The sequence below is a fragment of the Micromonospora sp. NPDC005237 genome, from assembly GCF_040607775.1.
Lineage (GTDB): Bacteria > Actinomycetota > Actinomycetes > Mycobacteriales > Micromonosporaceae > Micromonospora.
Genome location: NZ_JBEXHJ010000004.1, coordinates 110,710 through 135,386, shown reverse-complemented (window position 1 = coordinate 135,386; position 24,677 = coordinate 110,710). Strand labels below are relative to the sequence as shown.

At 71.5% G+C, this 24,677-nt stretch carries 20 protein-coding genes; 7 read left to right on the top strand and 13 right to left on the bottom strand.

From position 1 onward, the window contains the following. Positions 1–19: 19 nt before the first annotated feature. Complete coding sequence (gene hemB, locus ABZT87_RS13010; RefSeq protein WP_354854490.1) at positions 20–1,003, top strand: porphobilinogen synthase; 984 nt, start codon at positions 20–22, stop codon at positions 1,001–1,003. Between the two features lie 72 nt (positions 1,004–1,075). On the opposite strand, the gene ABZT87_RS13005 is transcribed toward hemB, so the two are convergent. Both ABZT87_RS13005 and ABZT87_RS13000 read right to left on the bottom strand, forming a co-directional pair. Then, on the bottom strand, positions 1,076–1,417 hold the full coding sequence (locus tag ABZT87_RS13005) for an MFS transporter (protein WP_355135554.1): 342 nt from the start codon (positions 1,415–1,417) through the stop codon (positions 1,076–1,078). Between the two features lie 9 nt (positions 1,418–1,426). Continuing rightward, positions 1,427–2,002, bottom strand: a complete 576-nt coding sequence (locus ABZT87_RS13000; protein WP_354854487.1) for an NAD(P)H-dependent oxidoreductase — start codon at positions 2,000–2,002, stop codon at positions 1,427–1,429. A 57-nt stretch (positions 2,003–2,059) separates the two neighbouring features. Here ABZT87_RS13000 and ABZT87_RS12995 point away from each other — a divergent pair, with 57 nt between their 5' ends. Together ABZT87_RS12995 and ABZT87_RS12990 are read left to right on the top strand one after the other, a co-directional pair. Further along, positions 2,060–2,407: a MerR family transcriptional regulator gene (locus ABZT87_RS12995; protein WP_354854485.1), complete on the top strand. Its 348-nt coding sequence runs from the start codon at positions 2,060–2,062 to the stop codon at positions 2,405–2,407. Between the two features lie 321 nt (positions 2,408–2,728). Next, positions 2,729–3,232 (top strand): helix-turn-helix transcriptional regulator, encoded by a 504-nt coding sequence (locus tag ABZT87_RS12990; RefSeq protein ID WP_354854483.1) that lies wholly within the window; start codon positions 2,729–2,731, stop codon positions 3,230–3,232. A 56-nt stretch (positions 3,233–3,288) separates the two neighbouring features. Here ABZT87_RS12990 and ABZT87_RS12985 read toward each other — a convergent pair whose 3' ends face one another. From ABZT87_RS12985 to ABZT87_RS12975, 3 genes are all read right to left on the bottom strand, one after another. Continuing rightward, positions 3,289–6,567 carry a lamin tail domain-containing protein gene (locus ABZT87_RS12985; protein WP_355135552.1) on the bottom strand — a complete coding sequence of 1,093 codons (3,279 nt, stop codon included), beginning with the start codon at positions 6,565–6,567 and terminating at the stop codon, positions 3,289–3,291. Positions 6,568–6,659: 92 nt separating this feature from the next. Next, on the bottom strand, positions 6,660–7,676 hold the full coding sequence (locus tag ABZT87_RS12980) for a GNAT family N-acetyltransferase (protein ID WP_354854567.1): 1,017 nt from the start codon (positions 7,674–7,676) through the stop codon (positions 6,660–6,662). 72 nt (positions 7,677–7,748) lie between these two features. Next, positions 7,749–9,236, bottom strand: coding sequence for a lytic murein transglycosylase (locus ABZT87_RS12975; RefSeq protein ID WP_355135550.1), 1,488 nt, complete (start codon positions 9,234–9,236; stop codon positions 7,749–7,751). Positions 9,237–9,274: 38 nt separating this feature from the next. Here ABZT87_RS12975 and ABZT87_RS12970 point away from each other — a divergent pair, with 38 nt between their 5' ends. Together ABZT87_RS12970 and ABZT87_RS12965 are read left to right on the top strand one after the other, a co-directional pair. Then, positions 9,275–9,487, top strand: a complete 213-nt coding sequence (locus ABZT87_RS12970; RefSeq protein ID WP_354854477.1) for a zinc ribbon domain-containing protein — start codon at positions 9,275–9,277, stop codon at positions 9,485–9,487. Between the two features lie 153 nt (positions 9,488–9,640). Beyond that, on the top strand, positions 9,641–12,484 hold the full coding sequence (locus ABZT87_RS12965) for an adenylate/guanylate cyclase domain-containing protein (protein ID WP_354854476.1): 2,844 nt from the start codon (positions 9,641–9,643) through the stop codon (positions 12,482–12,484). Between the two features lie 90 nt (positions 12,485–12,574). Here the strand turns inward: ABZT87_RS12965 and ABZT87_RS12960 are convergent, their stop codons facing one another. Both ABZT87_RS12960 and ABZT87_RS12955 read right to left on the bottom strand, forming a co-directional pair. Next, the gene (locus ABZT87_RS12960; RefSeq protein ID WP_354854474.1) at positions 12,575–13,111 is read right to left on the bottom strand and encodes a phospholipase; all 537 of its coding nucleotides are present in this window, start codon (positions 13,109–13,111) and stop codon (positions 12,575–12,577) included. Positions 13,112–13,289: 178 nt separating this feature from the next. Next, positions 13,290–14,948 carry a family 10 glycosylhydrolase gene (locus tag ABZT87_RS12955; RefSeq protein ID WP_355135548.1) on the bottom strand — a complete coding sequence of 553 codons (1,659 nt, stop codon included), beginning with the start codon at positions 14,946–14,948 and terminating at the stop codon, positions 13,290–13,292. Between the two features lie 317 nt (positions 14,949–15,265). On the opposite strand from ABZT87_RS12955, the gene ABZT87_RS12950 reads away from it, so the two are divergent. Beyond that, a complete protein-coding gene (locus tag ABZT87_RS12950) occupies positions 15,266–16,762 on the top strand; it encodes an amino acid permease (protein ID WP_355135546.1) in 1,497 nt (498 codons plus the stop codon). 52 nt (positions 16,763–16,814) lie between these two features. Here ABZT87_RS12950 and ABZT87_RS12945 read toward each other — a convergent pair whose 3' ends face one another. Genes ABZT87_RS12945 through ABZT87_RS12925 form a run of 5 tightly spaced genes read right to left on the bottom strand, consistent with a single transcriptional unit; the run spans position 16,815 to position 22,580 of the window. Then, entirely contained in the window at positions 16,815–17,840 is a 1,026-nt protein-coding gene (locus ABZT87_RS12945) for a glycoside hydrolase family 43 protein (protein WP_355135544.1), read from the bottom strand. Next, positions 17,837–18,694 carry a carbohydrate ABC transporter permease gene (locus tag ABZT87_RS12940; protein WP_355135542.1) on the bottom strand — a complete coding sequence of 286 codons (858 nt, stop codon included), beginning with the start codon at positions 18,692–18,694 and terminating at the stop codon, positions 17,837–17,839. Before ABZT87_RS12940 ends, ABZT87_RS12945 begins: the two co-directional genes overlap by 4 nt. A gap of 10 nt (positions 18,695–18,704) precedes the next feature. Next, on the bottom strand, positions 18,705–19,670 hold the full coding sequence (locus ABZT87_RS12935; RefSeq protein WP_355135540.1) for a sugar ABC transporter permease: 966 nt from the start codon (positions 19,668–19,670) through the stop codon (positions 18,705–18,707). Positions 19,671–19,676: 6 nt separating this feature from the next. Next, on the bottom strand, positions 19,677–21,005 hold the full coding sequence (locus ABZT87_RS12930; RefSeq protein ID WP_354854464.1) for an ABC transporter substrate-binding protein: 1,329 nt from the start codon (positions 21,003–21,005) through the stop codon (positions 19,677–19,679). A 60-nt stretch (positions 21,006–21,065) separates the two neighbouring features. Next, entirely contained in the window at positions 21,066–22,580 is a 1,515-nt protein-coding gene (locus tag ABZT87_RS12925; protein WP_355135538.1) for an alpha-N-arabinofuranosidase, read from the bottom strand. 146 nt (positions 22,581–22,726) lie between these two features. Here ABZT87_RS12925 and ABZT87_RS12920 point away from each other — a divergent pair, with 146 nt between their 5' ends. Further along, positions 22,727–23,734, top strand: a complete 1,008-nt coding sequence (locus ABZT87_RS12920; RefSeq protein WP_355135536.1) for a LacI family DNA-binding transcriptional regulator — start codon at positions 22,727–22,729, stop codon at positions 23,732–23,734. 108 nt (positions 23,735–23,842) lie between these two features. On the opposite strand, the gene ABZT87_RS12915 is transcribed toward ABZT87_RS12920, so the two are convergent. After that, positions 23,843–24,568 (bottom strand): methyltransferase domain-containing protein, encoded by a 726-nt coding sequence (locus ABZT87_RS12915; RefSeq protein WP_355135534.1) that lies wholly within the window; start codon positions 24,566–24,568, stop codon positions 23,843–23,845. Between the last annotated feature and the right edge of the window lie 109 nt (positions 24,569–24,677).

Sequence of the window (24,677 nt, the reverse complement as noted above, 5' to 3'; positions counted from 1 at the left end):
TCTTCAGGAGGGCCCTCCCATGTCGTACCCCGAGATCCGGCCCCGCCGCCTGCGCCGCTCCCCGGCGATCCGTCGGCTGGTGTCCGAGACCCGGGTCGACCCGGCCGAGCTGGTCGTGCCGATGTTCGTCAAGGAAGGGCTGACCGAGCCCCGGGCCATCGGGTCGCTCCCGGGGGTGCTCCAGCACTCCCGGGACTCCCTGCGCAAGGCGGCCACCGAGGCGGTCCAGGCCGGCGTCGGCGGGATCATGCTCTTCGGGGTGCCCGAGCGGCGTGACCCGACCGGGTCCGGCGGCATCGACCCGAACGGCATCCTGAACGTCGCCATCCGCGACGTGGTGTCCGAGGTGGGTGACAGCACGGTCGTGATGAGCGATCTGTGCCTGGACGAGTTCACCTCACACGGGCACTGCGGCGTGCTCACCGCGGACGGTGCGGTGGACAACGACGCCACCCTGGCCGCGTACGCCGAAATGGCGGTCGCCCAGGCCGAAGCCGGGGTCCACATGGTCGGGCCGTCCGGGATGATGGACGGCCAGGTCGGCGTGGTCCGCCGGGCGCTCGACGCCGCCGGCCACCAGGATGTGGCGGTGCTGGCGTACGCGGTGAAGTACGCCTCGGCGTTCTTCGGCCCGTTCCGGGAGGCGGTGGAGTCGGCGCTGGAGGGCGACCGACGCGCCTACCAGCAGGATCCGGCCAATCTGCGCGAGTCGCTGCGCGAGGTGGCGCTCGACGTCGCCGAGGGCGCCGACCTGGTGATGGTCAAGCCGGCACTGCCCTACCTCGACGTGGTGTCGGCGGTGCGGGCCGCGGTGGACGTCCCGGTCGCCGCCTACCAGGTCTCCGGGGAGTACGCGATGGTCGAGGCGGCTGCCGCGAACGGTTGGATCGACCGGGAGCGGGTCATGCTGGAGACGCTCACCTCGATCAAGCGGGCCGGCGCGCAGATCATCCTCACCTACTGGGCGGTCGAAGCCGCCGGTCTGCTCCGCCAGCGCTACTGACCGACTCCGCGGGTCCCGCCGGGGTGGCCATCTCGTCGGCACCCGCGACGGCGGCCGGAAGTCGCCGGCTGGTCAGCCAGGCGAGCGCCAACCGAGCCCCTGGAGCACCCGGAACGCGATCAGCGACCCGACGCTCCAGGCGGCCCCGGCCAACACCGAGCCGACCGTGAACAGCAGCAGCGCGGTCAGGTAGGTGCGGCGGGCGCCGAAGCGGCCGATCGCCCAGGCGGCGGTGGGCATCACCGCGACCAGGGCGAGCGCATAGCCGCTGGTGACCCAGCCGATCGTGGTGAGGTTGGTGTCGAGGTCGTCGACCAGCCTCGGCAGGGCCACCACGGTGACCGTGGTGTCGATCACCGCGAGCAGACCACCCAGGGTCAGGTACCAGCCGAGCCGTCGCGCGGAGGCGTCCATGTCGTCGGCTCAGGGCCGGACCCGGCGGGCGGTGCGCAGCGCCTCGGCCCACCAGGCCAGCTCGCTCAGCGTGGCGTCGGCGGCCTGCCGCAGCGGCTCGTCGTCGACCAGCCGACCGGCGACGTCGAGTCGCTCCCAGGGAGCCCGGAGCACCACCCCGGAGCGGGTCGTGGCGGCCTGCACCTCGGCGAAGACCAGCCGGAGCTGCTCGACCGCGCGGATGCCGCCGGAACCGGCGCCGTACGACACGAAGGCCACCGGCTTGCGGGCCCACTCCCGGTAGTGCCAGTCGATGGCGTTCTTCAGGGCGGCCGGGAAGCTGTGGTTGTACTCGGGTGTCACCACCACGAACGCGTCGGCGGCGGCCAACCGGGCACTGATCGGGCTGGCCGAATTGCCCCCAGGAGGGGTGTCGGCGAATGGCAGCGCCACCTCGGCGAGGTCGACGAGGTCCAGGTCGAGGTCCCGGCGGCGGCTCCCGTGGGCGACGAACCAGTCGGCGATCGAGCGGCCCACCCGAGGTTGCCGGACGCTCCCGACGAGCACGGCGACGGTCGGCGGTGCGGTGTCCTCTTGCGTAGTCATGCCTCGGACGCTAGGACTTGAACTAATGGTGAAGTCAATGGCGGCGGGGGAGTGGCGATGGGCACGTTGACGGTCGGCGAGGTGGCCCGGGAGAGCGGGGTCAGCGGCTCTGCGGTGCGGTTCTACGAGCGGCAGGGCCTGATCACGGCTGCCCGCACCGGCGGCAACCAGCGGCGCTTCGACGCCGACGCGGCCTGCCGGATCAGGGTGGCGCGGGTGGCCCAGCGCGTCGGCCTGACCGTCAACGAGATCCGTGACCTGCTCGCGGCCCTGCCACCCGACCCCCAGCTGGCCGACTGGCAGAGTCTGCACGATCGGCTGACCGCCGAGGCCGAGCGGCGCATCCGCGACCTGCACGCGGCACTGGACGACATCGGCTCCGGTCGCCGCCTCTGCGAGCTGTGACCTCGACCGGTCCGCGGTCCGCTGATCGTCGCCCGCGCGCCCTGACGATCAGGGCAGGTGCCCCGGCTGGTCAACCACGGCCATCCGGACGACGGCGGCGAGCAGCTCACCGGCATGGGCCCAAGGCCCAAGGCCCAAGGGCCACCTTGACGTCCTTTGCTCTGCTTCAGCGGAGGCAACACTAAGAGCCTCACACTGTCGCCTCCGTTGAAGCAGAGCAAAGGATGCGTGGGGGGTGCGGCGAGTCCCTGAGCCGGCCAGCTTTCCACAGGGTTATCCACAGGGGTTGAGAGGCGGGTCTCGGCCGAGAATGGTTGTCGGATGGCTTCCGCACTCGTTCCTCCTCCGCCACCCGGCCCGACCGTCGGGCGGTTTCCCATCACCGGCCTGGTCCGGCGGGCCCGTCGGATGAAGGGTTTGGGTCAACGCCAGATGGCCCGCTTCGCCAAGGTCTCACCGTCGACCGTGGGCAAGGTCGAGGCCGGCAGTCTGACACCGAGTCTGGCGGTGCTGGAGCGCCTACTCGGCGCGGCCGGGCTCTATCTGGTGGTGGTGGACCAGGAGGGCCGGGTGATTCGACCGATGGCCGACCGCGACGACGTTCACGACGGCGCCGGACGCCGCTACCCCGCCCACCTCGATACGATCCTCGATCCTGAGCCGGGGGAGTGGTGGGGGGACATCTACGGCCTGGCACGGCCGCCGGAGACCTACCACCGCAGCTCGGCGGACCGCGAGGCGCGGCGCCGACGCAGCCAGTGGGAGGTGCGGGTCGCGCAGTATCGGCACCTGCCACCGCCCCCGATCATCGACGAATACTACTGACACCGCGAACGGCCCACCCTCCGGGGAACCGGACGGTGGGCCGTCAGCGCCGTCGTTCAGTCGTCGTTGGTGATCGTTCCGGTCGCCAGGGGGTCGGCCAGCCGCAGGCCGGGCACCCCGGCCACCAGCAGGGTCAACTTCTCGTCCGACTCGCGCCGCCGGTCACCCCGCACGGTGACCGGGAAAGCCACCGAGGTGTCACCGGCGGCCAGCACCTTGCAGCCGGCGTACGGCTCGAAGTCCGAACCGGCCTGCGCCGTGAGGCCGACGGTCGCGGCGCAGAGCAGCACCGGCTGGGACAACGGACGGGACACGGTCGCCGTGAAGGTGAGCTGACGGGTGCCCTGGTCGCCCTCGACCACAGACGTGTCGGTGACGGTCAACGACGCCCGGGACCGGAAACGGGCCACCTGCGGGTCGTGGTCGCTGGAGCCCCGCGACCCGTCACCCGTGAACTCCGCCGGCCAGTCGGCGTTGACGTGCGCCGCCCGCACCTGCACCAGGTCACCGTAGAGCGCGTCGTTGACGAACAGGTGGTCCAGCGTCTGCGCCTGCCCCTCGAAGCTGTACGAGTAGGCCGATGCCGGCACCTGCGCGACGAGGGTGTCCCACAGGTTGTGCAGGCCGGCCTCGTAGAGCGGGGCGAGTTGGTCCGACGGCGTCGGCTGAGCGCCGGTGGCGATGGGGTCGTCCGGGCGGGGGAAGACGTTCAGGTCCCCGCCGTAGACCACCCGGGCGCTCTGATCAGCCGCCTCGATCGCGGTGACGATCGCCGCGCCGTACGCCGCCTGCTCCCGCCGCTGCCCGATCCGGCTGTCCGGGCCGGAGGAGTAGTGGTTGCTCAGCGCGTACAGGGTGAACCGCTCGGCCGCGCCGGGCGCCGCGGCCACCGTGAACTTGCCCAGCTGGGGTGCCCGGGTGAAGACGTTGTTGCCGTCCTTCCCGGTCGACGTGTCCACATCGGCCGGCAGCACCGCGTTGAGGGCCTTCGGGTTCTGCACGTCGGCGTTGCCGGGCAGTCCGGGGGCCCGGTACTGGACGGTCGGCGCCGAGCCGAGCAGCGGGTCGTTCGCCGTCGCGGCCGCCAACGACAGCCGGTCGGTGCGGTACAGGAACGCGGCGGTGATACCGCGGGCGTCCGCGCCGGTCCGGTCATAGGCGGCGGCGTACGCCGGCCCGCCGGCCGCCGCCACCGCGAGCGCCAACTCCTGGATGCTGTCCGGAGCGCCGTCGGCGTTGTTGGTGTCGCCGCAGGCCAGCGCCGCCCCGGAGACCGTGCAGATGTCCTGGTCCTCGGCCTCCTGCACCAGGATCAGATCGGGCGCGTGCAGGTCCTTGACGATCTGGTCGGCGAGCGACGTCAGATGCTCCCGGTAGTCCGCCTCGCTGCTCGGCACGTAGTCGAACGGCGGGGCGACGCCCGGGCAGCCGGCGTTACCGGCGAAGTCGCAGCCGTCGAACGGGTCGTCGCGGTAGTCGTACAGGTTCTCCACGTTGTACGTGGCGACCGCGACCTCCTGGGAACGGTCGGCCGGCTTCGGCGGGTTGTTCTTCGACGGGTCGGCCCCGGCATCGAACTCGGCCCGCTCGACCTGCACGCCGTACTTCTCGAACGAGTAGTAGACGCCGCCCACCGCGTCCGCGCGCAGCGTGTCGAAGGTGTGCGCCGGCGGGAGCAGCGCCGTGCTGTCCCCGGCGGTGCCCTTCACACCCATGCTGCCGAGCAGCACGCGCTGACCGTTGCCGTCGTCGAAGCGCCGGCTCGGGTCATTGTCCAGCGGGTGGGAGTCCCGGAAGACCCGCCGGGCGTACGGGTCGGCGCGGTCGAGCAGCGGGTCGTCCCGGTCGACGACCCACAGCTCCGCGTCCGCCGTGGACGAGAAGACGTCGCGACCGCTCACCGCGCCGCTGCCCGCGCGTACGCGCAGCCGGGCGCCCTCGTGCCGCTCCCACCAGCGCTGCGCGTCGGTCAGCTCGACCGGCGGCACCGCGTCGGTCACCGTGACCGCCGTGTCCACGTCCAGGCCGGTGGCGATCCGGCGGACCAGCGACGCGCCGGAGAGCTGGGTGAGGTTGTAGTACTCCGACACCCGGGCCCGGAGCACCACCTCGTCGCCGACCGTCGGCACGTAGCCGCCGATCAGCGAGGTGAACGTGCCCATGAACACGAAGATGCCGTCGGAGCTGGTCGGGTCACCGTCGGTGTCACCGCTGCGGCTCTGCAGGAAGAACCCGTTCTGCTCCGCACCGGCCGCCGTACGGGCAAGCGTCAACTGGGTGATCACGCCACGGACGTCGTACATCGTGCTGCTGGTGCCGTTGCCGCTCGCCGGTGCGAGCGGTGACCGGTCGGCGGGGCCGGACTCGGTGTCGGTGGTCGGACCCTGCACCTCACCGACGGTCAGCTCCCGGGTGACCTGCACGGCCAGCGCGCAGGTGGCGGTGCCACCGCCCGCGTCGGTCGTGGTCACGGTGACGGTGTACGCCCCGGCGGTGAGGTCGGCGCTCGCGCTGATCGTGGCGCGGGCGGTGCCGCCCACCCCGTCGGCCGGGGTGAACGCGGTACGGGTGATCGAGCCGGAGGTCGGGCTCGGGCTGATCGCGGTCACCGCCAGGTCGACGATCGTGTCGTCGGGGTCGGCGGCGGTCACCTCGCGGCTCGCGGCCGTTCCGGCGGCGGTGACCAGCGGCCCACCACAGGTCAGCGTGGCCGGCGCGTCGACCGGGCCACCGCCGTCCACGGTGTGCGAGCCGAGCCCGTCGAAGGTGTCGACCGGCAGACCGGTCCACTGCGCGGCGGGGTCGAACGCGTCCGACGGGTCGGTGTCGCCCGCCGTCACCGTGGGCAGCCGGCGCAGCGTGTTGTCCGCCGTGCTGGTCGCGCCGGCGCCCCACTCGGTGCCCGGGTCGACGCCCACCTGGCCGATCGAGTCGAGCACCGTGGTGCCCCGGCGCAGCACTATCGCGTCGTCGCCGTTGAACAGGCTCGCACCGGTGGTCTGGTCGGCCTGGGCGAGGATGGCCGCCCCGGCCGAGGCGCTGGCGAACACGAACACGTCCCCGGCGGCCACGTTCCCGGCCAGCGCGATGGTGGTCGGGGTGATGGAGCCGTTGAAGTAGAGCTGGAGCTGGTAGCCGCCCGCGGTGAGGTCCACGGCGGTGCCGGTGCCGTTGAACAGCTCGATCGCCTTGTTGTTCGACGAGCCTTCGACGTACTCCGAGATGAACAGGTCGGTAGGCGCGGCGCTGGCCGCGGTGGGTGTGACGCCGAGGGCCGTGACGGTCACTGCGGCGGTGGCGATCGCGAGCGCGGCTGTCGTGCGGCGCGGGCGCATAGGGCCTCCACGATGGGTGGATGGGGGTCAACGCACGTTAAGGTGCGTAACCGTCCATCGTCCATCCCCCACCGGACAGTTTCGTGAATTCCTCAGCGCGGCTGGTCGAGGCGGTGCACCAGCTCGGCGACGTCGACGCTGTATTCGCACCAGTCCCGGTCGGGCCGGTAGCCCAGCTCCGCGTTGACCTTGAGCATCGCCTCGTTGGCCTGGGCGTTCCAGGTCTGCACCTCGGCCAGCTCCGGCTCGGCGGAGCGCAGCTCCAGCAGCATCCGCGCCTTGATCGCCCGGTCGATGCCGTAACCCCGGTGGTCCTGCGCGACGATCGTGTCGTACTGATCGGCGCGGGTCGGGTGCTGCGCCGGCACCACGACCTCGGTCAGGCCGGCCACCTCGCCACTCTGCTCGTGCTGGGCCAGGACGATGTACGGCTTCATGCCCCGCCGGTGCAGGGTGTCCAGGCTGTCCCGCAGCCGCTCCGGGTCATACGAGCTGGGACGCAACTCGCCGTCGTCGACGTCGCGCACCTCGGCCTTGGCCCGCGCGTACGACTCGATCAGGTCGTCCGGTGGCCCACCGGGGTAGAACTCCAGGTGGTAGCCCGCGCCGATCCCGATGGCCATTTCGGCCAGCTCGGCCCAGTCCACCGAGGTCAGGTCGAGCACGCTGCGCGTCTCCACGTACTCCCGGGTGAAGCCGAGCGACTCGTAGAAGCCCACCGCAGGCGTGTCGCCGACCACCTCGACCCCGATCGACTGGAAACCCTCCTGGTAGACGCGGCGGGCGGCGCGTAGCACCAGCTCACGGCCGAGGCCGTTGCGTCGGACGGAGGGATGCACCAGCACCTCGAGCACCCCGATGTCGCCGAGGAGCAGCACGTGGACCTGCCCGAGGACGGCGCCGGTCTCGCCGGGAGCGCTCGGTTCGGCCTGGGCGAGCCAGGAGATCCGTCGCTCACCGGGCATCACCTCGCCGAGATACTCCCGCAGGGAGGTCTCCCGCCACGGCGGGTCCTGCGGCAGATCGGCCGCCAGCACCGCGTTCAGCGTTGTCAGCAGCGACGCGATCTCGGCGGACGACGCGGTCCTGGGGTCCCACTCGCGCACCATCACCCGTCTAGCTTGCCGCTAACGGCTGCTCGGGGGAAGTGTCCAGTTCTCCAATGTACGCGGACGATCACATCACGTACGGCTGGCCCGTCCGTACCGGTCAGCGGTGTCGTAGACGGCCTGGGCGTACCGCCGCACGTCGTTGTACGACAGGATCGCGTTCCACCAGTCGCCCGGAATGCTCAGGTTGCGGCCGCCCTTGCACAGGTAGTTGCCGGCCGCCAGAGCGGCGTCGTCCAGGTCGTGCGGGTCCTTCACGCCGTCGGCGTCGGCGTCGGCGCCGATCTCCTGCCACGTGGTCGGGATGAACTGCATCGGCCCGATCGCCCGGTCGTAGGTGCTGTCCTTGTCGAGGAACCCACGGTCGGTGTCGATGATCCGCATCCGGCCGCCGTTTCCGTCCAGCGGCAGCCCGATGATCTGGGGCAGCGCCTTGCCGTCCGGCCTCAACCGCGCGCCGTTGGCCGAGCCGTGGCCGGACTCGACCTGGCCGATCGCGGCCAACGTCGTCCAGCTCAACGCGCAGCTGCGGTTGGTCTGGGCGAGCATCAGCTCGGCGTACCCGTACGCCTGCATCGCGGTCGCGGGAATGTTGACCTTGGCCCCGACCTGCTGCGCCCAGGCGGCCAGGGAGTCCGACGGACGGCCGCCGGTCGTCGGACCGACGGCCGGCCCGGTTGGCATGCCGCCGCTCGGGAACGCTCCGGTGGGGAGCGGCGCGGTCGGCATCGGCCCGGTGGGCAGAGGGCCGGTGGGCCGCGGGTCGAGCGGCACCGCCGGCGGCACGGCCACGGTCGGCGCGGCAGTGACGTCGACCGCCACCGGTCGGGACCCACGGATGGTGGCCGGGACGAGCAATGCCCCCGCCGCGGCGGTCGCGGCCACCAGGACCAGCAGGAAGACCCCCGGGACCGTGAGTCGACCGCTGGGCCGGCGGGCCCAGGCGCGGGTCGCCCGGGCGGCGGTCACCGCGGCCTGACGTGGCGGTGGCACCCGTACGGCGTGCGCGAACGGCACCCGCCGCCGGCGGCCGCGCTCGGGCGTCGGCACCACTGCGACACCGTCCACCTTGGTCGCCGTCAGGTCGGTGGCGGTGGCGCCCGCCGCGACCGTGACTGCCCCGTCGTCGGCCTTCGCGCCGTCGGTCTCCGCGTTGGCGCTGTCGGCGTTGGCGGCGTCGGTGTCGGTGTCGGCGGTTGGGGCGTCGGCGTCGGCGGCTGGGGCGGCGGTGGCGGCTGGGGTGGTCGGCGGGGCGGCGGTGGTGTCCGAAGTGGGCTTCGCCGCGGCGGGGTCGCCGGTGGCGGTGTCCCCCAGTTGGTCACCGGTCGCGGCATCGACGCTCGGGGGTAGGGGTGCGGTCACGGGCGTCGCGGGGGTCTTGGCCTTCGCGTCGGTCGTGCGGATGCTGAGCCAGGGCCGGCGGGGGCGGGGCACGGCCGCGGGCACCGGATCCGGCGCGGCGCCCGACTCGGCCAGCGGCCCGTCCAGCGGCGCGGCCGGCCGAAGCGGTTGCACACGCGTCTTGTCCTCGCCGTCCACCACCCGTCGAGTATCACTCATGTCCCCGGCGACCGTCAGGCCCACGTACCCTGATCGCCATGCCCCGGTACGAGTTCCGCTGCCGCGCCTGCGGCGACACTTTCGAGGTCAACCGTCCGATGGCGGAGGCCGGCGCGCCGGCCACCTGCCCGCAGGGCCATGTCGACACGGTCAAGCTGCTCTCGGCGGTGTCGGTCACCGGTCGGGGCGCTGGTGGCGCGCAAGCTCCCGCTGGTGGCGGTGGCTGCTGCGGGGGTGCCTGCGGCTGCTGAGCCGGGCGTTCCGGTGACCGGCCGGTGGGCTGGCCTTGCCGGGAGCGGGTTCGAGTGGCACCTTGAGGCGGCACGTGCCCGGCCGTTCTCACGATGCGTGACCGCTCGGAGTCAGGCAGCATGAACCCGACGTCACGGGCGGAGGTTCCACGCATGTCGCCACGGATCCAGCTCCCGAGCGGTTGGGTGACCTTCGTGTTCACCGACATCGAGGGCTCGACCCGGCTGGCCCAACTGCTCGGCGCGGACTACCGCCCGGTGCTCGCCGAGCACCGCCGGTTGCTGCGTCGCACCCTGGCCGCCACCGGTGGCGCGGAGCTGCTGACCGAGGGCGACTCGTTCTTCCTGGCCTTCGACGACGCGGCGGCGGCGCTGACCGCCTGCCTGACCGCCCAGCGGGCGTTGGCGAGCCACGACTGGCCCACCGAGGAGGCCGCGCCCCGGGTGCGGATGGGCTTGCACACCGGGTACGCCGAGCCCCGCGACGGGGAGTACGCGAGCCCCGAGGTGCATCGGGCCGCCCGGGTGGCCGCGGCCGCGCACGGCGGACAGGTGCTCTGTTCGGCGTCCACGGCCCGCCGGGCCGATCCGCTGCCCCCGGGCGCCACCCTGCTGGACCTGGGCCTGCACCGGTTGCGTGGCTTCGACGACCGGGAGCGGTTGTTCCAACTGGTCGCGCCCGGCCTGGAGCGGCAGTTCCCCCGCCCCCGCACCGCCGACGCGGTGGCGCACAACCTGCCGACCCAGGTGACCTCGTTCGTCGGGCGGGAGGTCGAGCGGGCCGAGCTGGGCCGGTTGGTGGAGCGGCACCGATTGGTCACCGTGCTGGGCGCGGGCGGCGCGGGGAAGACCCGGCTCGCCGTGGAGTTGGCCGGTGGCGTCGTCGAGGCGTACCCGGACGGGGTCTGGTTCGTCGACATCGCCGCGGTGACCGACCCGGGGTTGGTGGCGTTCGCCATCGCCGCGGTGCTCGGGCTGCGGCCCGAGCCGGGCCGCCCGATGCTGGACACCCTCGTCGAGTACGCGGCGGCCCGCCGGATGCTGGTCGTGCTGGACACCTGCGACACGCAGCCGGCGGCCTGCGGCGAGGTCATCTCGCGGCTGCTCTCCGGCGGGGGTGGCGTGCGGGTGCTGGCGACCAGCCGCGAGTCGTTCAGCCTGCCCGGCGAGGTGGTCTGGCGGATCCCGCCGCTCTCGGTCGATCCCCGCCCGGACGGCGCGGAGAGCGACGCGGTCGCGCTGCTGCTGGACCGTACGGCGGCGGCCCGCGGCGGTCGGCGGCCCGACCCGTCCGAGTCGGCCGACCTGCGCCGGGTGGTGCAGCGGCTGGACGGGCTGCCCCTCGCCATCGAGTTGGCGGCCGCCCGGCTGCGGGTGCTCTCCGTGGGTCAGCTGGCCGAGCGGTTGGACGACGTCCTCGGCACGCTGGACGCCGGCCGGGAGGATCCGGATCCACCGCCGGTCGAGCGGGGCTGGTCCGGCAACCAGCAGGACACCGTGGACCTCGTGGCCGCGGCGATCGGGACACCGCCGCCGACCCCGGCGAGCAGGGCCGTGCAGCGCTCGGCCACCGAACGGCACCTGACCATGCAGGCGACCGTCACGTGGTCGTACCGCACGTTGGGGCCGCGGGCCGCGCGGCTGTTGCGCTGGTTGGCGGTCTTCGCGGGGCCGGTGGATCTGCCGACTGTGGAGTGGCTGCTGGGCGACGATCCGCTGGATCCACTGTCGGTGCTGGTGGACAAGTCGATGGTGTTGGCCGAGCCGCGCGCTGCCGGCAGTTCGTACCGGATGCTCGACCCGATCCGGGCGTACGCGGCACGGCGGTTGGCCGAGGCGGGTGAGGAGCAGGCTGCCCGGGACCGGCACGTGGCCTGGTCGGCGCACGCGCTGGAGCGGGCCCACCTGGGGCCGGACGGCCGGCCGGTGACGTTGTCGCTCTACACCCTCGACCCGCTGGCCGACGAGCTGCGCGCCGCGCTGCGCTGGTGCGCCACCGGCGGCAGCGCCCGTGCCGGTCTCCGTCTGGCCGGTGGGCTGGACCAGTGGTGGCGCGAGCGCGGGCTGGCCCGGGAGGGTCGACTCTGGCTGTTCCGGCTGTACGGACGGATCGCCGAGACCGGCGAGCGGATCCCGGACGCGGAGCTGGCGGCGGCGTACCACATGCACTCGCTGCATGCCGGCGCCGACGGCGAGTTCGCCGAGGAGCTGCGCTACTCGCAGCGGGCGGAGGCAGCCGCCCGACAGGCCGGCGACGCCGGGCTGCTGGCCCGGGTGCTCGCCGGCAGGGCCGCGCCGTTGGTGGACATGGGCCAGTTCTTCGAGGCCGAGCGGGTCTGTCGGGAGGTCATCGACTGGGCCCACGGGCAGGACGTGGTCGGCGAGGCGCTGTTCGCGGTGTTCAGCCTGGCCGAGCTGCTGTGGCGGCGCGGCGCGCTGGAGGAGGCGGCCGAGCTGCTGGGAGCGGCGCGTCCGGTGGAGGCCGCCCGGCCGGTCGAGCGGGGCCGGCGTTCGGTGGACATGCTGCTCGGGATGGTCGCGCTGGCCCGGGGCGACGTGATCGCCGCGCACGAGCACCTGCTGGTGGCGCTGCGCTCACGGATGGGTCACGGCTACCACGGCCGGGCCTGCGACACGCTGAACGCGATCGCGGTGCGCTGCGCTCTCGGTGGAGACCGGTTGACGGCCGCGCGACTGTTCGGGGCGGCCCAGGCCACCCGGGCGAGCATGCGAGCGACGCCGGGTATCTACGGCGGCTACTGGGCCGACCAGCAGGCGGAGCTGCGGTCGATGGCGGGTGACGCGGCGTTCGACGACGCGTACGGGGAGGGTGCCGAGATGGGCCTGGACGAGGCCGTGGCACTGGCGCTCGACGTGGAACACCCGGACCTGGCAGCGGATTCGACCCGCTTCAGCACCGACCTGTCCCAACACGCGCCGCCCCCGCGCCCCGCCGACCCCAACCGCCACCCCGCAACCCGAACGGAACGCGCCTGACCCCTCGTTGTTGATCATGAAGTTATTGCCACGACACGCCGGGCGGACGGGCAATAACTTCATGATCACCGCGACGGGGGTGGGGTGGGGTTAGTGGGTTGCGGCCTTGGCTTCGGCTTGGGCCTTCATGCGGGCGGCTCGGTCGATGTCGGCCTGCTGGACGGCGGCCACCGAGCCGAAGATGTGGACCGCCTGGTAGTACGTCCAGGCCAGGCTGTAGCAGGCCGGGCGGACGACCGAGTTGTACGTGGCGCAGACCCGCTTCAGGTCCTCGTAGAAGGCGCTGTCCAGGCGGGACTTGTTGGCGGAGAACTGGCCGACCGCCTTGTAGTTGCGGTAGCCGAAGTCGTGTCGGTAGCAGCTCAGGTTGAAGGTGAACCCGAGCGGGTTGTCCGGGCTGGACGAGCAGTAGTCGGTGGACCAGTCGAAGTTGTACTCGGCCCAGGGGGCCCGGTTGACGCGGGCGCTGTTCCAGGAGTTGTAGCTGGACGCGCTGGTCTGGGTCCAGCTCGACAGCACGGACAGTCGCTCCGCGGGGGTGACGGCGGCGGCGGGGGAGGCGACGGCGAGGGTGGCGAGCAGCGCTAGCGCGCCCGAGGCGAACAGGGTGGCGAGACGTCGGGGCACGGTTTACCTCCGCGGGGTGAGCGGTGGGACGGAAGTTACCGGCGGGTTACCGGATGTCGATGAGTGTCGATCAGCTGATCAACTGGGCGGTATGTGCGCCGCCAACTATTGGTGACATACGTTCAAACAGACGAATGCCCCGGGTGCGCGAGGCACCCGGCGCATTCCGCGGAACGGGTCAGTGCAGCAGGAACGCCGGCGGGCTGGCCGGGCTCTCGTTGGCGGTACGGTCCAGCGCGGTCACCCGGTAGGTGTAGCGCCGGCCGGGCTCGGCCGACGTGTCCACCCAGGACTGGGTGCCGCCGGGGGTGGCCCGGACGGTGTCGACCAGGTGCGTGGCGTCCGCCGTGGCGCACCGCCCGCGCAGCGTGGTGCCGTCGAACCGGTAGATCGCGTACGAGGTGGCCGTGCCCAGCGGGCCCACGCCGTCGGCGGGCTGGCGCCAGGTCAGCCGCACCCCGTCGGCCTCCCGGGCGACCCTGGTGACCACCGGGAGGAGCAACGGCTTCGCCGGCAGGTGCGGCATGGCCGGCACGAGGGCCGGGCGGGAGTAGTGCTCGGCCGCGTAGATGTCGGTGGCGCCGAGCCGGTTGGCCCGCACCTGGACGGCCGAGAAGTGCACGTTGCCCTGCACCTCGGGGTACGACCGGTTGAGCGTCAGGTGGTCGGACAGCTCACGCGGGTTCTGCCAGTACGGCCCGTACGCCGGATCGCCGCTCTTGTAGTCGGCCTGGCCGATGTAGAGCTGGACACGGGTGCCGCGCACGGTCTCGGCCCACCACGGGACCAGCCGCGCGTAGTCGGCCGCCGGGTACTGGCCGATGTACCAGTAGAGCTGCGGCACCACGTAGTCGATCCACTCCTGCTTGACCCACTTGCGGGTGTCGGCGGAGATGATGTCGTACGACTGGCTGCCGGTGGTGTCCGAGCCGAGCGGGTCGGCGCTCTTGTTGCGCCAGATGCCGAACGGGCTGACGCCGAACTTCACCCACGGCTTCGCCGCCTTGATCTTGCCGTTCATCTCCTGGATCAGCAGGTTGATGTTGTCCCGCCGCCAGTCTGCCCGGTCCGTGAAGCCCCGGTTGTACGCCGCGAAGGCGGCATCGTCGGGCACCTGGTAGGTGCCGCTGGGGTAGGGGTAGAAGTAGTCGTCGAAGTGCACGCCGTCGATGTCGTACCGCTTGACCGCGTCCATCATCGCGGTCTGGACGAACTCGCGGACCTCGGGAATGCCGGGGTTGTAGTAGAGCCGGCTGCCGGCCACGCCGGCCGGTGGGTAGGCGAAGGTCCAGTCGGGGTGCGCCCGGGCCGGGTGGCCGGGGGCGAGCAGGTTGAGGTCGGCGCCGGCGCCGCCGGGGGCCGGCATGGAGACGCGGTACGGGTTGAACCAGGCGTGGAACTCCAGGTTGCGCTTGTGCGACTCGTCGACCAGGAAGGCCAGCGGGTCCCAGCCCGGGTCCTGGCCGCGTACGCCGGTCAGGTACTCCGACCACGGCTCGTACGGCGAGGGCCAGAGCGCGTCGGCGGTCGGTCGGACCTGCACCACGACGGCGTTGTGGTGCAGCCGTTCGGCGAGGTCGAGCAGTGCGCGGTACTCGGCCTGCTGGGCGGCGATCCGGTCCGGGCTGGTCTGGGACGCCTTGCTGGGCCAGTCGATGTTGACCACCGACGAGATCCACATCGCCCGGAACTGTCGTTTCGGCGTGGCCGGGTCGGTGACGCAGGTGGTGGTGACGGCATCGGTCGCGGCGCTCGCGGGGTGGGCGGGGGTGGCTGCGACCAGCGTGCCGAGCAGGGCTGCGACCAGCCCGGCCGCTCCGAGTCGAGGTGCCTTCATGCGGTGTGTCCCTTCGTTGGGGCTCCCGTGTCAGGGGTTCTCGCGGCGTCCCGGCAAGATTCGCCGTAGGCAATGTGCCGCTGGTAGGAAATTTTCACACTCGGCACGGTCCCGCAAGGGGCCGCGCCTGATCGATTCCCCGGTCACCGGATCGGACGATTCGCGCCGAGCGCCCGATTGCGGGTAGTGATCGGGACCGCACGCCGCGTCGTGACCTGATCGGCATGATCCGTGGCGGTTGGCCGGGATCCGGGGTGGGTAGCAACGCCGGTCACCGGCCGCCATGGTGGTGGTCGCACGGTGGGAGGGGTGAGCGCATGTCGGTGCTGCGAACCAAACCAATCAAGGACGTCCTAGCCCAGGGCGACGCCGACGGCACCGACGGCCGACTGGGGCTCAAGCGGCGGCTCGGCGCGATCGACCTCGCCGGCTTCGGCATCGGCATCGTGATCGGCACGGGCATCTTCACGCTCACCGGGATCGAGGCCCGCGACAGCGCCGGTCCGGGCGTGGTGATCTCCTTCGCCATCGCCGGCGTGGTCGCCCTGCTCGCCGCCCTCTGCTACGCCGAGCTGGCCTCCAGCGTGCCGACGGCCGGCAGCGCCTACACCTACGCGTACGCCACGATGGGCGAGATCGTCGCCTGGATCATCGGGTGGGACCTGCTGCTGGAGTTCGCGCTCGGCGCGGCGGTGGTGGCCCGCGGCTGGTCGGGCTACCTCGCCGAGCTGCTCGACCTGCCGACCCGGTGGTTCGGCGAGGAGGGCAGCACGGTCAACATCGGCGCGATCGCCATCGTGCTGATCCTCGGCATCGTGGCGATCGTCGGCATCCGGGAGTCCGCCCGGATCACCAACCTGCTGGTGCTGGTCAAGGTGTCGATCTGCGTCTTCGTGGTGGTCGCTGGCCTGTTCTTCGTCAAGGCAGCCAACCTCACCCCGTTCATCCCGCCGGCCGAGCCCGCCGGCAGTGGCGACGATGGCATCAAGCAGCCGGTGACGCAGGCGCTGTTCGGGTTGGAGCCGTCGGTCTTCGGTTTCGTGGGGGTGCTCAGCGCCGCCGCGGTGGTCTTCTTCGCGTACACCGGCTTCGAGGCCGTGGCCAACCTGGGCGAGGAGACGCGCAAGCCCAAGCGGGACCTCACCCTGGGTCTGCTCGGCACGCTGCTGATCTCCACCGTGCTCTACATCGGCGTCTCGCTGGTGCTCGTCGGCATGGTGCCGTACACCGAGATCGACCGGGGCGCCCCGATCGCCTCGGCGTTCGAGTCGGTGGGCGCCGGCTGGGCGGCGACGCTCGTCTCCATCGCCGCGGTTGCCGGCCTGACCAGCGTCATCCTGGTCGACCTGGTGGCGATGGGCCGGATCGGCTTCGCCATCGCCCGGGACGGCCTGATCCCGCCCTCGATCGCGGCCGTGCACCCGCGCTGGGGCACCCCGTACCGGATCTCGGCGATCATGACGGTGGCGGTCGCGCTGCTGGCCGGCTTCCTGCCGCTCTCCGCCCTGGCCGACCTGGTCAGCATCGGCGCGCTCTGCGCGTTCGTGCTGGTCTCGATCGCGGTGCCGATCCTGCGCCGCAAGCGCCCCGACCTGGAGCGGCCGTTCCGGGTTCCGTTCTCCCCGGTGCTGCCGGTCGTCTCGGCGCTGGCCTGCTTCTACCTGATGCTCAACCTGTCGGTGGAGACCTGGCTGCGGTTCCTGGCCTGGATGCTGCTCGGCGCGGTCATCTACTTCGGCTACGGCTACCGCCGCAACCGGCTGGCCCGGCACGAACCCGCCGTCGCCCCGGCACCGCGCGAACCGAGCGCCTGACCCACGAACGCCGGAAGGGCCCCCGCTCCGGGGGCCCTTCCGTCTGACCAGGTCAGGGGCGGGTCTGCGGCGTGGCCGTCGGACCCTTGACGACCGGCTTGCCGTCGACCCAGGTCACCTCGTCGAGCCACACCTGACGACCGGGGTCGGTGCTGCCCTCCTGGCCGGGAGGCCAGGCGTGGTACAGCAGCCAGGTGCGGCCGTCCTTGACCACCATCGAGGCGTGGCCCGGGCCGGAGGCGGCCTCGTTGCTCTTCAGGATTGGGTTCTCGGCGGCCTTCACGCACGGGCCGGTCGGGCTCTCGCAGACCGCGTAGCCCTCCGCGTACTCGGCCCGGTCATAGGCGTTGGCGGCGAAGAACAGGAGCAGCCGGCCGTCCTGGCGGTGGAAGAACGGCCCCTCGATCAGGGTGCCCTCCCACGGCTCGGTCTGCTTGAGCAGCTTCGTCGGCTCACCGACGAGGGTCAGGCCGTCGTCGGCGAGGCGCTGCGACCAGAGCCAGGTGTCCACCCCGATCGCGTTGCCGTCGTTCTTCCACAGCAGCCAGAGGCTGCCGTCGGTGTCCCGGTACGGGCTGGCGTCGATCGCCCCGCCCAACTCGGCCTGGCAGATCAGCGGGCCGGTCGCGTCGTCGGAGTACGGCCCCTGCGGCGCGCTGGCCACCGCCCGCCCGACGCACTGCCGGCCCGACTCCCGGCCCGCGACGGTGTAGTAGAGCAGGAACTTCTCCGGTGCCAGCTCGATCGCCTCCGGCGCCCAGGTCTTGCCGGGGTCCGCCCAGTCCGGCAGCGTCGGCAGGGCGTCCTCCGCCTCGGTCCAGTCGACCAGGTTCGTCGAGGTGCGCACCGGGACGTTGCGGCCCTGCGAGTTGGTGTGGAACAGGTACCAGGTGTCGCCCACCTGGATCGCCTGCGGGTCCGGGGCGTCGGTGCTGACGACGGGGTTGGTGAACATCCTGGTGCCGCTCCCGTTGCTCGTGTAGGTGGGTTCGTCGCCGTCGGAACAGCCCGTGACGAGCAGCGCGGCGGCGAGGGTGACCGCCGCCGCGCCGACTCGCCGAGTTGTCGCCCGCGTCATCCCTTCAGACCGCTGCGGGAGACGCCCTGGATGATGTGCCGCTGCGCGAGCACGAAGAGGATCAGCACCGGCAGGCTGGCCAGCACCGCGCCCGCCATGATCACCGGGTAGTCGGTGACGTACGAGCCCTGGAGCAGGCCCAGGCCCGGAGGCAGCGTCAGCTTCTCCGGGCTGAAGAGCACGAAGATCGGCCACAGGAAGTCGTTCCAGTTGGTCAGGAACGACAGCACGGCAAGGGTGGCCAGCGCCGGCTTGGACAGCGGCAGCACCACCTTGAAGAAGATCTGCCACTGGTTGGCACCGTCGAGAGTGGCGGCCTCCTCCAGCTCGCTCGGCAGCGACAGGAAGAACTGCCGCAGGAAGAACACCCCGAACGCGCTGGCCGCGCCGGGCACCACCACCACGGCGAGGGTGTCGATCCAGTTGAGCTGGTCGACGATCAGGAAGTTCGGGATGATCAGCGAGGTCGGCGGGATGAACAGCGTCCCGACGATCAACGCGAAGGTCACCCCGCGTCCGCGGAACCGCAGCCGGGCCAGGGAGTACGCGGCCATCGAGGCGGTCACCAGCACCAGCAGCGAGTGCAGCGTGGCGGCCACCATGCTGTTGAGGAACCAGCGCAGCACCGGGTTCGCCGAGTTGTTGATGATCTGCTCGTAGCCGTACCCCGCCAGCGGGTTCGGCAGCCAGCTCGGCGGGATCTGCTGGGCGGCGGTGTAGGTCTTCAGCGAGGTGATGACCATCCACACCAGCGGGGTCAGGAAGATCAGGGTGAGCGCGACCAGAGTGGCGTAGAAGACGACCCGGCGCAGCCCGGGGGCGGAGCCGTTGGTGGTCGGCGTGGGCGTCGTCATGGCGGTCCCCTCAGTCTTCCCGGTAGCGGAAGAGGCGGAAGTTGGCGATGCTCACGATCGCCAGCAGCAGGGCGAACACGATGCTCATCGCGGCGGCGCGACCGGCGTCGTTGTCCCGCAGGCCCTCCTCGACGATGAACCACACCACCGTGCGGGTCTCCGTGCCCGGCGCTCCCTGGGTGATCAGGAACGACTGGCCGAACATGTTCGCCGAGGCGAGCACCGTCGTGGTGATCACGAAGAGCAGCACCGGCCGCAGCCCGGGCAGGGTGACGTTGCGGAACCGCTGCCACGCGTTGGCGCCGTCCACCCGGGCCGCCTCGTACAGCTCCGGCGAGATGTCCTGCAGACCGGCCAGGTAGATCACCGCGTTGAAGCCGGAGGTCCACCAGACGGTCACCCCGACCAGGGAGATCCACGCCCACGGCATGTTGGTCACCCACGGGGTGTCCGACGGCAGGCCGACGACTCCGAGGAGCCGGTTGACCAGGCCCAGGTTGGCGTCGAGCAGGAATCGCCAGAGCAGGCCGATCACCGCCACGCCCAGCACGTACGGGGCGAAGTAGATCGCCCGGAAGAAGGTGCGGCCCGGGAAGGAGCGGTTCAACAGCAGCGCCAGCCCGAGGGGTACGACCACCAGCAGTGGCACCGACAGCACTGTGAAGATCGCGGTGGCCCGGACGCTCTCCCACCAGTCGCCGTAGACGGCGGAGTCGCTGGAGAACAGCTCCTTGTAGTTGTCCCACCCGACGAAGGGTCGGTTGGGCAGCTGGAAGTCCCACTGGTGCACGCTCAGCCAGAGGCCGAGGATGATCGGCAGCAGGCCGAAGACCCCGAACAGGACCAGGTACGGGGCGAGGAACAGGTATGGCGTCGCCCGTCCGGTCCGGCGCGCCGAGGCGCCCCGGCGGGCTGGGTTGGCCGCCGGGGGCGGCGCGTCACCGCGCGCCGCCCCGACCTCGATCACGTCCGCCACGGGTTATCAGCTCCCGTACTTCTTGCGGTTGTCCTCAAGCTGCTTGTTGGCCTTGGACACGCCGTCGTCGAGCGCCTGCTTGGGCGACTTCTTGCCCAGCGCGGCCTCGTTGAACGAGTTGTAGAAGGTCGTCATGACCTCACCCAGACCCGGGGCCGCCGGCGGGAAGGCCGCGTACTCCAGCTCGGGAGCGAGCGACGAGATCTCCGGCAGCGCCTTGAACTCGGCGCCCTCACGGACCTCCTTGCGGGCCGGGATCTGCCCACCCTTGGCCCAGTCCAGCGAGTGCTGGCTCAGCCAGTTGATGAAGACCTTCGCCCCGGAGACCTTGTTGGCGTCGTTGGCCCGCTGCTTCACGATCGTGAAGTTGTGCGAGTTGGCCCAGGCCGACGGCTTGCTGCCGATCTGGGGGAGCGGGGCGACGCCCCACTGGACCTCGGGGCTCTTCTTGAGGTCGTTGATCTGCCAGATGCCGTTCCAGGTGAAGGCGTTCTTGCCGCTCTTGAACGCCAGGTAGTCGGCGTCCTGTCCGACGTTGGCCGGCGAGTAGCCCTGCTTGATCACGTCGACCAGCCAGGTGCACGCCTCGACCGCCGGGTCGGAGTTGAACGTCGCCTTGGCCACCTCGGCGTCGAAGAGGGTGGCGCCCCACTGGTTGAGCAGCGAGTAGAACGTCATGCCGCCGGTGAACTGGAACGGGCTGACCCAGAAGCCCTGCACACCGGCCTTCTTCAGCTCGACCAGGGCCGCCGTGTAGTCGTCCTTCGTCGTCGGCGGCTTGTTCGGGTCGAGGCCGGCCTTCTGCATGACGGCCTTGTTGTAGTAGAAGCCCAGCGGGTGCATGTCCAGCGGGATGCCGTACCGCTTGTTGTTGTAGATCCCGCCCTTCCAGACGGTCGGGGCGAAGTCGCCCTCGGAGAGCTCCAGGTTCTTGGCCACGTCGTCCAGCTCGGTGATCACGCCACGAGCGGCGAAGGTGGCGAGCTGGTCCATGTGCATGACCGCGATGTCCGGGCCGTTGCCGCTGGAGGCAGCACCGGGGAGCTTGTTGTAGTAGTCCTCCCACTGGTACGTGGCCACCGACACCGCGATGTTCTTGTGCTCGGTGTTGAACTGGTTGACCAGCGCCTTGAAGATGTCGCCGTCGCCGCCGGTGAACCCGTTCCACAGCTTCAGGTCGACCTTCGGGCCGGTGTACTCCTTGCCGCCGTTACCGACGGCCGGCCCGGAGGTGCTGTCGTCGCCGCCGCAGCCGGCGAGGGTCAGCGAGGCCGCGGCACCGATTCCGAGACCGAGGCCGAGCAGGCGTCGCCGGCTCATGTCGTTCTGGATCATGCTGTATCTCTCCTTGGAGGGGGACGGGATGAATTGTGCCTGCGCAGAACCGTTACGACTTCAGACGCCGGTCGGGCCGAAGCGCAGCACGCTCCACGACACGGCGGGCAGGCGCACGGTGCACCGGCCGCCGTCGGGGGTGGGGGTGGGCAGTTCCCGCGGCGTCACCCGGTCGGGCTCGGCCTCGGTGTTCGTCGCCGACGGGTCGGACCCGGCAGCGATGCTCTGGAAAGAAAGACCGGATAGTCCCGGCAGGCCGCGCAGGTCGATGTCCAATGCGAGGTCCGTCGTGTCACGGTTCGTCGCGAAGATTGTCAGCTCGCCGGTCTCCTCGTCGTGCACGGCGACCGTGTCGAGCACCGGCACGTCCCCGTACTTCTTCGTGTCGTAGCGCGGTGACACCGGCTCGGTACGCAGCACGGTGCCCCGGGCGTACCGGGCGGTCAGCGCGAACGGGTGGAAGATGCTCTGCCGCCAGGCCGGGCCGCCGTTGCGGGTGCGGATCGGCGCGATCACGTTGGCCAACTGGGCCTGGGCGGCGACCCCGACCCGGTCGGCGTGCCGGAGCAGGGTGATCAGCAGGTCGCCGACCACCACCGCGTCCACCGCCGTGAAGTCGTCCTCGATCAGCGCGGGCGCCTCGACCCAGCCACGCCGGTCCAGGTCGGCCTGGAGGCGGGACTCGTACCAGACGTTCCACTCGTCGAACGAGATCTTCAGCTTGCGCTTCTGCCGCCGCTTGGCGGCCACGTGGTCGGCGGTCGCCACGACCTCGGTGATGAAGTTGTCCATGTCGACGGCCGACGCCAGGATGCTGGCCTGGTCGCCGTCGGACGGGTCGTAGTAGGTGTGCGCCGAGATGTAGTCGACGTGCTCGTAGGTGTGCTCCAGCACGGTCGCCTCCCACGCGGCGAACGTGGGCATCCGCCGGTTGGAGCTGCCGCAGGCGACCAGGCTGATCGACGGGTCGATCATCTTCATCGCGCGGGCCGCCTCGGCAGCCAGCCGCCCGTACTCGTCGGCGGTCTTGTGGCCGACCTGCCACGGACCGTCCATCTCGTTGCCGAGGCACCACAGCTGCACGCCGTACGGGTCCTCCGCGCCGTGCTTGCGGCGCAGGTCGGACAGCTCGGTGCCGCCCGGGTGGTTGGCGTACTCCAGCAGGTCGAGCGCCTCCTGGACGCCCCGGGTGCCCAGGTTGACCGCCATCATCGGCTCGACACCGGCCTCGGCGGCCCAGGTCATGAACTCGTCCAGCCCGAACGCGTTGGTCTCGATCGTCTTCCACGCCAGGTCGAGCCGGCGCGGCCGGTCACCGACCGGGCCGACGCCGTCCTCCCAGCGGTAGCCGGAGACGAAGTTGCCGCCCGGGTAGCGGACCACCGAGACGCCCAGCTCGCGGGTCAGGTCCAGCACGTCGCGGCGCAGGCCGCGGGAGTCGGCGTTGGGGTGGCCGGGCTCGTAGATGCCGCCGTAGACGCACCGCCCCATGTGCTCGACGAACGAGCCGAAGAGACGTCGGTCGGCCGGCCCGATCGAGAAGGCCGGGTCGATCGTGAGCTGCGCGGTCCGCAAGGGATGCCACCTTTCCTCAGTGCCGGAACCGGGTGACCGCAGTCACCGTCCACCCGGCGTCCCTCGTTTCTACAACGTTGTAGTCAACGTTGTAAAGAGCTGATGACGAGGTATGGTGCGCTGGGTTCCATCGGGGAGGTTGCGGCGTGCGAAACAGGCTCAAGGACGTGGCCGAACGGGCGGGCGTCTCGGTGAAGACCGTCTCCAACGTGGTGAACGGCTACGTGCACGTACGCCCGGACACCCGCGCCCGGGTCGAGGAGGCCATCTCCGAACTGAACTACCGGCCCAACCTCTCCGCCCGCCACCTGCGCAAGGGACGTACCGGGGTGATCGCCCTGGCGGTGCCGGAACTGGACATCCCGTACTTCGCGGAACTCGCCCGCTACGTGGTCACCGCCGCCGCCGACTACGGCTGGACGGTGCTCATCGACCAGACCGGCGGCCGGCGCGAGCAGGAACGGGTGGTCGCCTCCGGCATCACCGACCACCTGATCGACGGGCTGATCTTCAGCCCGCTGGCGCTCACCGCCGAGGACCTGGCCGGTCTGGACGGCACCCCGATGGTGCTGCTCGGCGAGCGTGTCGACCACGGCCCCGCCGATCGCGTGGTGATCGACAACGTGACCGCCGCCCGCGAGATCACCGACCACCTGATCCAGCTCGGCCGCCGCCGGATCGCGGCGATCGGCTCGCAGCGCACCGACGAGGGCGCCAGCGCCCGCCTGCGCCTGGCCGGCTACGCCGAGGCGCTGCGCGCCGCCGGTCTGGCCTACGACGAAGCCCTCGTGGCGCCCGCGCCGGCCTGGCACCGCGCCGACGGCGCGGCCGCGATGCGCGGCCTGCTCACCGCGGGGGTACGCCCCGACGCCGTCTTCTGCTTCAACGACACGCTCGCCCTGGGCGCCCTGCGCGCCCTGCACGAGGCCGGCCTGCGGGTGCCCGAGGACGTGGCGGTGGTCGGCTTCGACGACATCGAGGACGGCAGGTTCTCGATCCCGACACTGAGCACGGTCGCCCCGGACAAGGAGCGGATCGCCCAACTGGCCGTCGAACTCCTGGCCCACCGCCTGGACGGCGACCGCGCCGCCCCGGCAAAGGAACTCTCCGCCCCGTACCGCCTGGAGATCCGCGAATCCACCCAGGCCCCATAATCCGCCGCATCGTCCCCACGATCCCGACCCCGTGATACGAAGATGGCGTCGTCCGGAGGCAGCCCCCTGGCGCTCGATCGGCATGACAAGCGTTCGAGTTGACGGTTCTCAGTCGAAGAAGCGGGCCAGGTGGCATCGGGGTGCCGGGTCGGCCTCTGGGGGGAGGGGGGTCAGGTCGGCGAAGATCGAGGCGCCGTCGCAGCCCGCGTGCAGCGGGTACCACCGCGGGGTGCCCGGCGGCCGGAGCTGGCAGATCCCCTTGAACGTCTGCACATCCATCAGCCGGACGTGAGTCGGGTCGGCAACCGCGTTCACGTGCCCCCACCAGGGGCTCATCACGTGCAGCACGCCACCCGGACGGAGGACCCGATGGCACTCGTCCACCAGCGGCAGGAAGTCGATCAGGTGCTCCAGGATGTGCACCGCGAAGAGGACGTCCACCGAATCGTCGGCGAGCGGCAGCGAGCCGGACAGATCCGCGACCGCGTCCACCCCCGGCGCCGGGTAGATGTCCAGCCCCAGGTTGCCCGACCACTGCTTGGTCGGACCGCAACCGAGGTCCACCACCACCGGTGCCCGCCCGCCGACGCCGACCCGGCACCAGACGCCGTAGACGCCGGCCAGCCGTCCCACCAGGTCCCGTACCAGCCGCAGCTCGGCCGGCTCGGCCACCTCCCCGGTGAGATGGGCGACCCCCCGGTCGAACCGCACCTCGACCGCCAGAGCACGCAGCCGGTCGTCGTGCCGGGCCTGGTCCGCCCACGCCTGCGCGAGGGATTCGTCGATCAACCGCAGCCGGTCGGCCGAGGGCGGAGTCTGCGCCAAAGCGACCATTCGGGCCACCTCCCGCCGCGCGTTACCCGCATTCGCGCCCGGTATGCCCCGCTCGTCCACCACGCCGTAGGGCCGCCGCCTCGTCGCAGGCGTGTCGCAGCCCACGGCG

Bases quoted from the DNA above. Each gene is read 5' to 3' on its own strand.
- ABZT87_RS13000 (WP_354854487.1), bottom strand. From the start codon at position 2,002: ATGACTACGCAAGAGGACACCGCACCGCCGACCGTCGCCGTGCTCGTC.
- ABZT87_RS12975 (WP_355135550.1), bottom strand. From the start codon at position 9,236: ATGAGTGATACTCGACGGGTGGTGGACGGCGAGGACAAGACGCGTGTG.
- ABZT87_RS12955 (WP_355135548.1), bottom strand. From the start codon at position 14,948: ATGAAGGCACCTCGACTCGGAGCGGCCGGGCTGGTCGCAGCCCTGCTC.
- ABZT87_RS12945 (WP_355135544.1), bottom strand. From the start codon at position 17,840: ATGACGCGGGCGACAACTCGGCGAGTCGGCGCGGCGGCGGTCACCCTC.
- ABZT87_RS12980 (WP_354854567.1), bottom strand. From the start codon at position 7,676: ATGGTGCGCGAGTGGGACCCCAGGACCGCGTCGTCCGCCGAGATCGCG.
- ABZT87_RS12970 (WP_354854477.1), top strand. From the start codon at position 9,275: ATGCCCCGGTACGAGTTCCGCTGCCGCGCCTGCGGCGACACTTTCGAG.
- ABZT87_RS12985 (WP_355135552.1), bottom strand. From the start codon at position 6,567: ATGCGCCCGCGCCGCACGACAGCCGCGCTCGCGATCGCCACCGCCGCA.
- ABZT87_RS12950 (WP_355135546.1), top strand. From the start codon at position 15,266: ATGTCGGTGCTGCGAACCAAACCAATCAAGGACGTCCTAGCCCAGGGC.
- ABZT87_RS12965 (WP_354854476.1), top strand. From the start codon at position 9,641: ATGTCGCCACGGATCCAGCTCCCGAGCGGTTGGGTGACCTTCGTGTTC.
- ABZT87_RS12915 (WP_355135534.1), bottom strand. From the start codon at position 24,568: ATGGTCGCTTTGGCGCAGACTCCGCCCTCGGCCGACCGGCTGCGGTTG.
- ABZT87_RS13005 (WP_355135554.1), bottom strand. From the start codon at position 1,417: ATGGACGCCTCCGCGCGACGGCTCGGCTGGTACCTGACCCTGGGTGGT.
- ABZT87_RS12995 (WP_354854485.1), top strand. From the start codon at position 2,060: ATGGGCACGTTGACGGTCGGCGAGGTGGCCCGGGAGAGCGGGGTCAGC.
- ABZT87_RS12940 (WP_355135542.1), bottom strand. From the start codon at position 18,694: ATGACGACGCCCACGCCGACCACCAACGGCTCCGCCCCCGGGCTGCGC.
- hemB (WP_354854490.1), top strand. From the start codon at position 20: ATGTCGTACCCCGAGATCCGGCCCCGCCGCCTGCGCCGCTCCCCGGCG.
- ABZT87_RS12990 (WP_354854483.1), top strand. From the start codon at position 2,729: ATGGCTTCCGCACTCGTTCCTCCTCCGCCACCCGGCCCGACCGTCGGG.
- ABZT87_RS12930 (WP_354854464.1), bottom strand. From the start codon at position 21,005: ATGATCCAGAACGACATGAGCCGGCGACGCCTGCTCGGCCTCGGTCTC.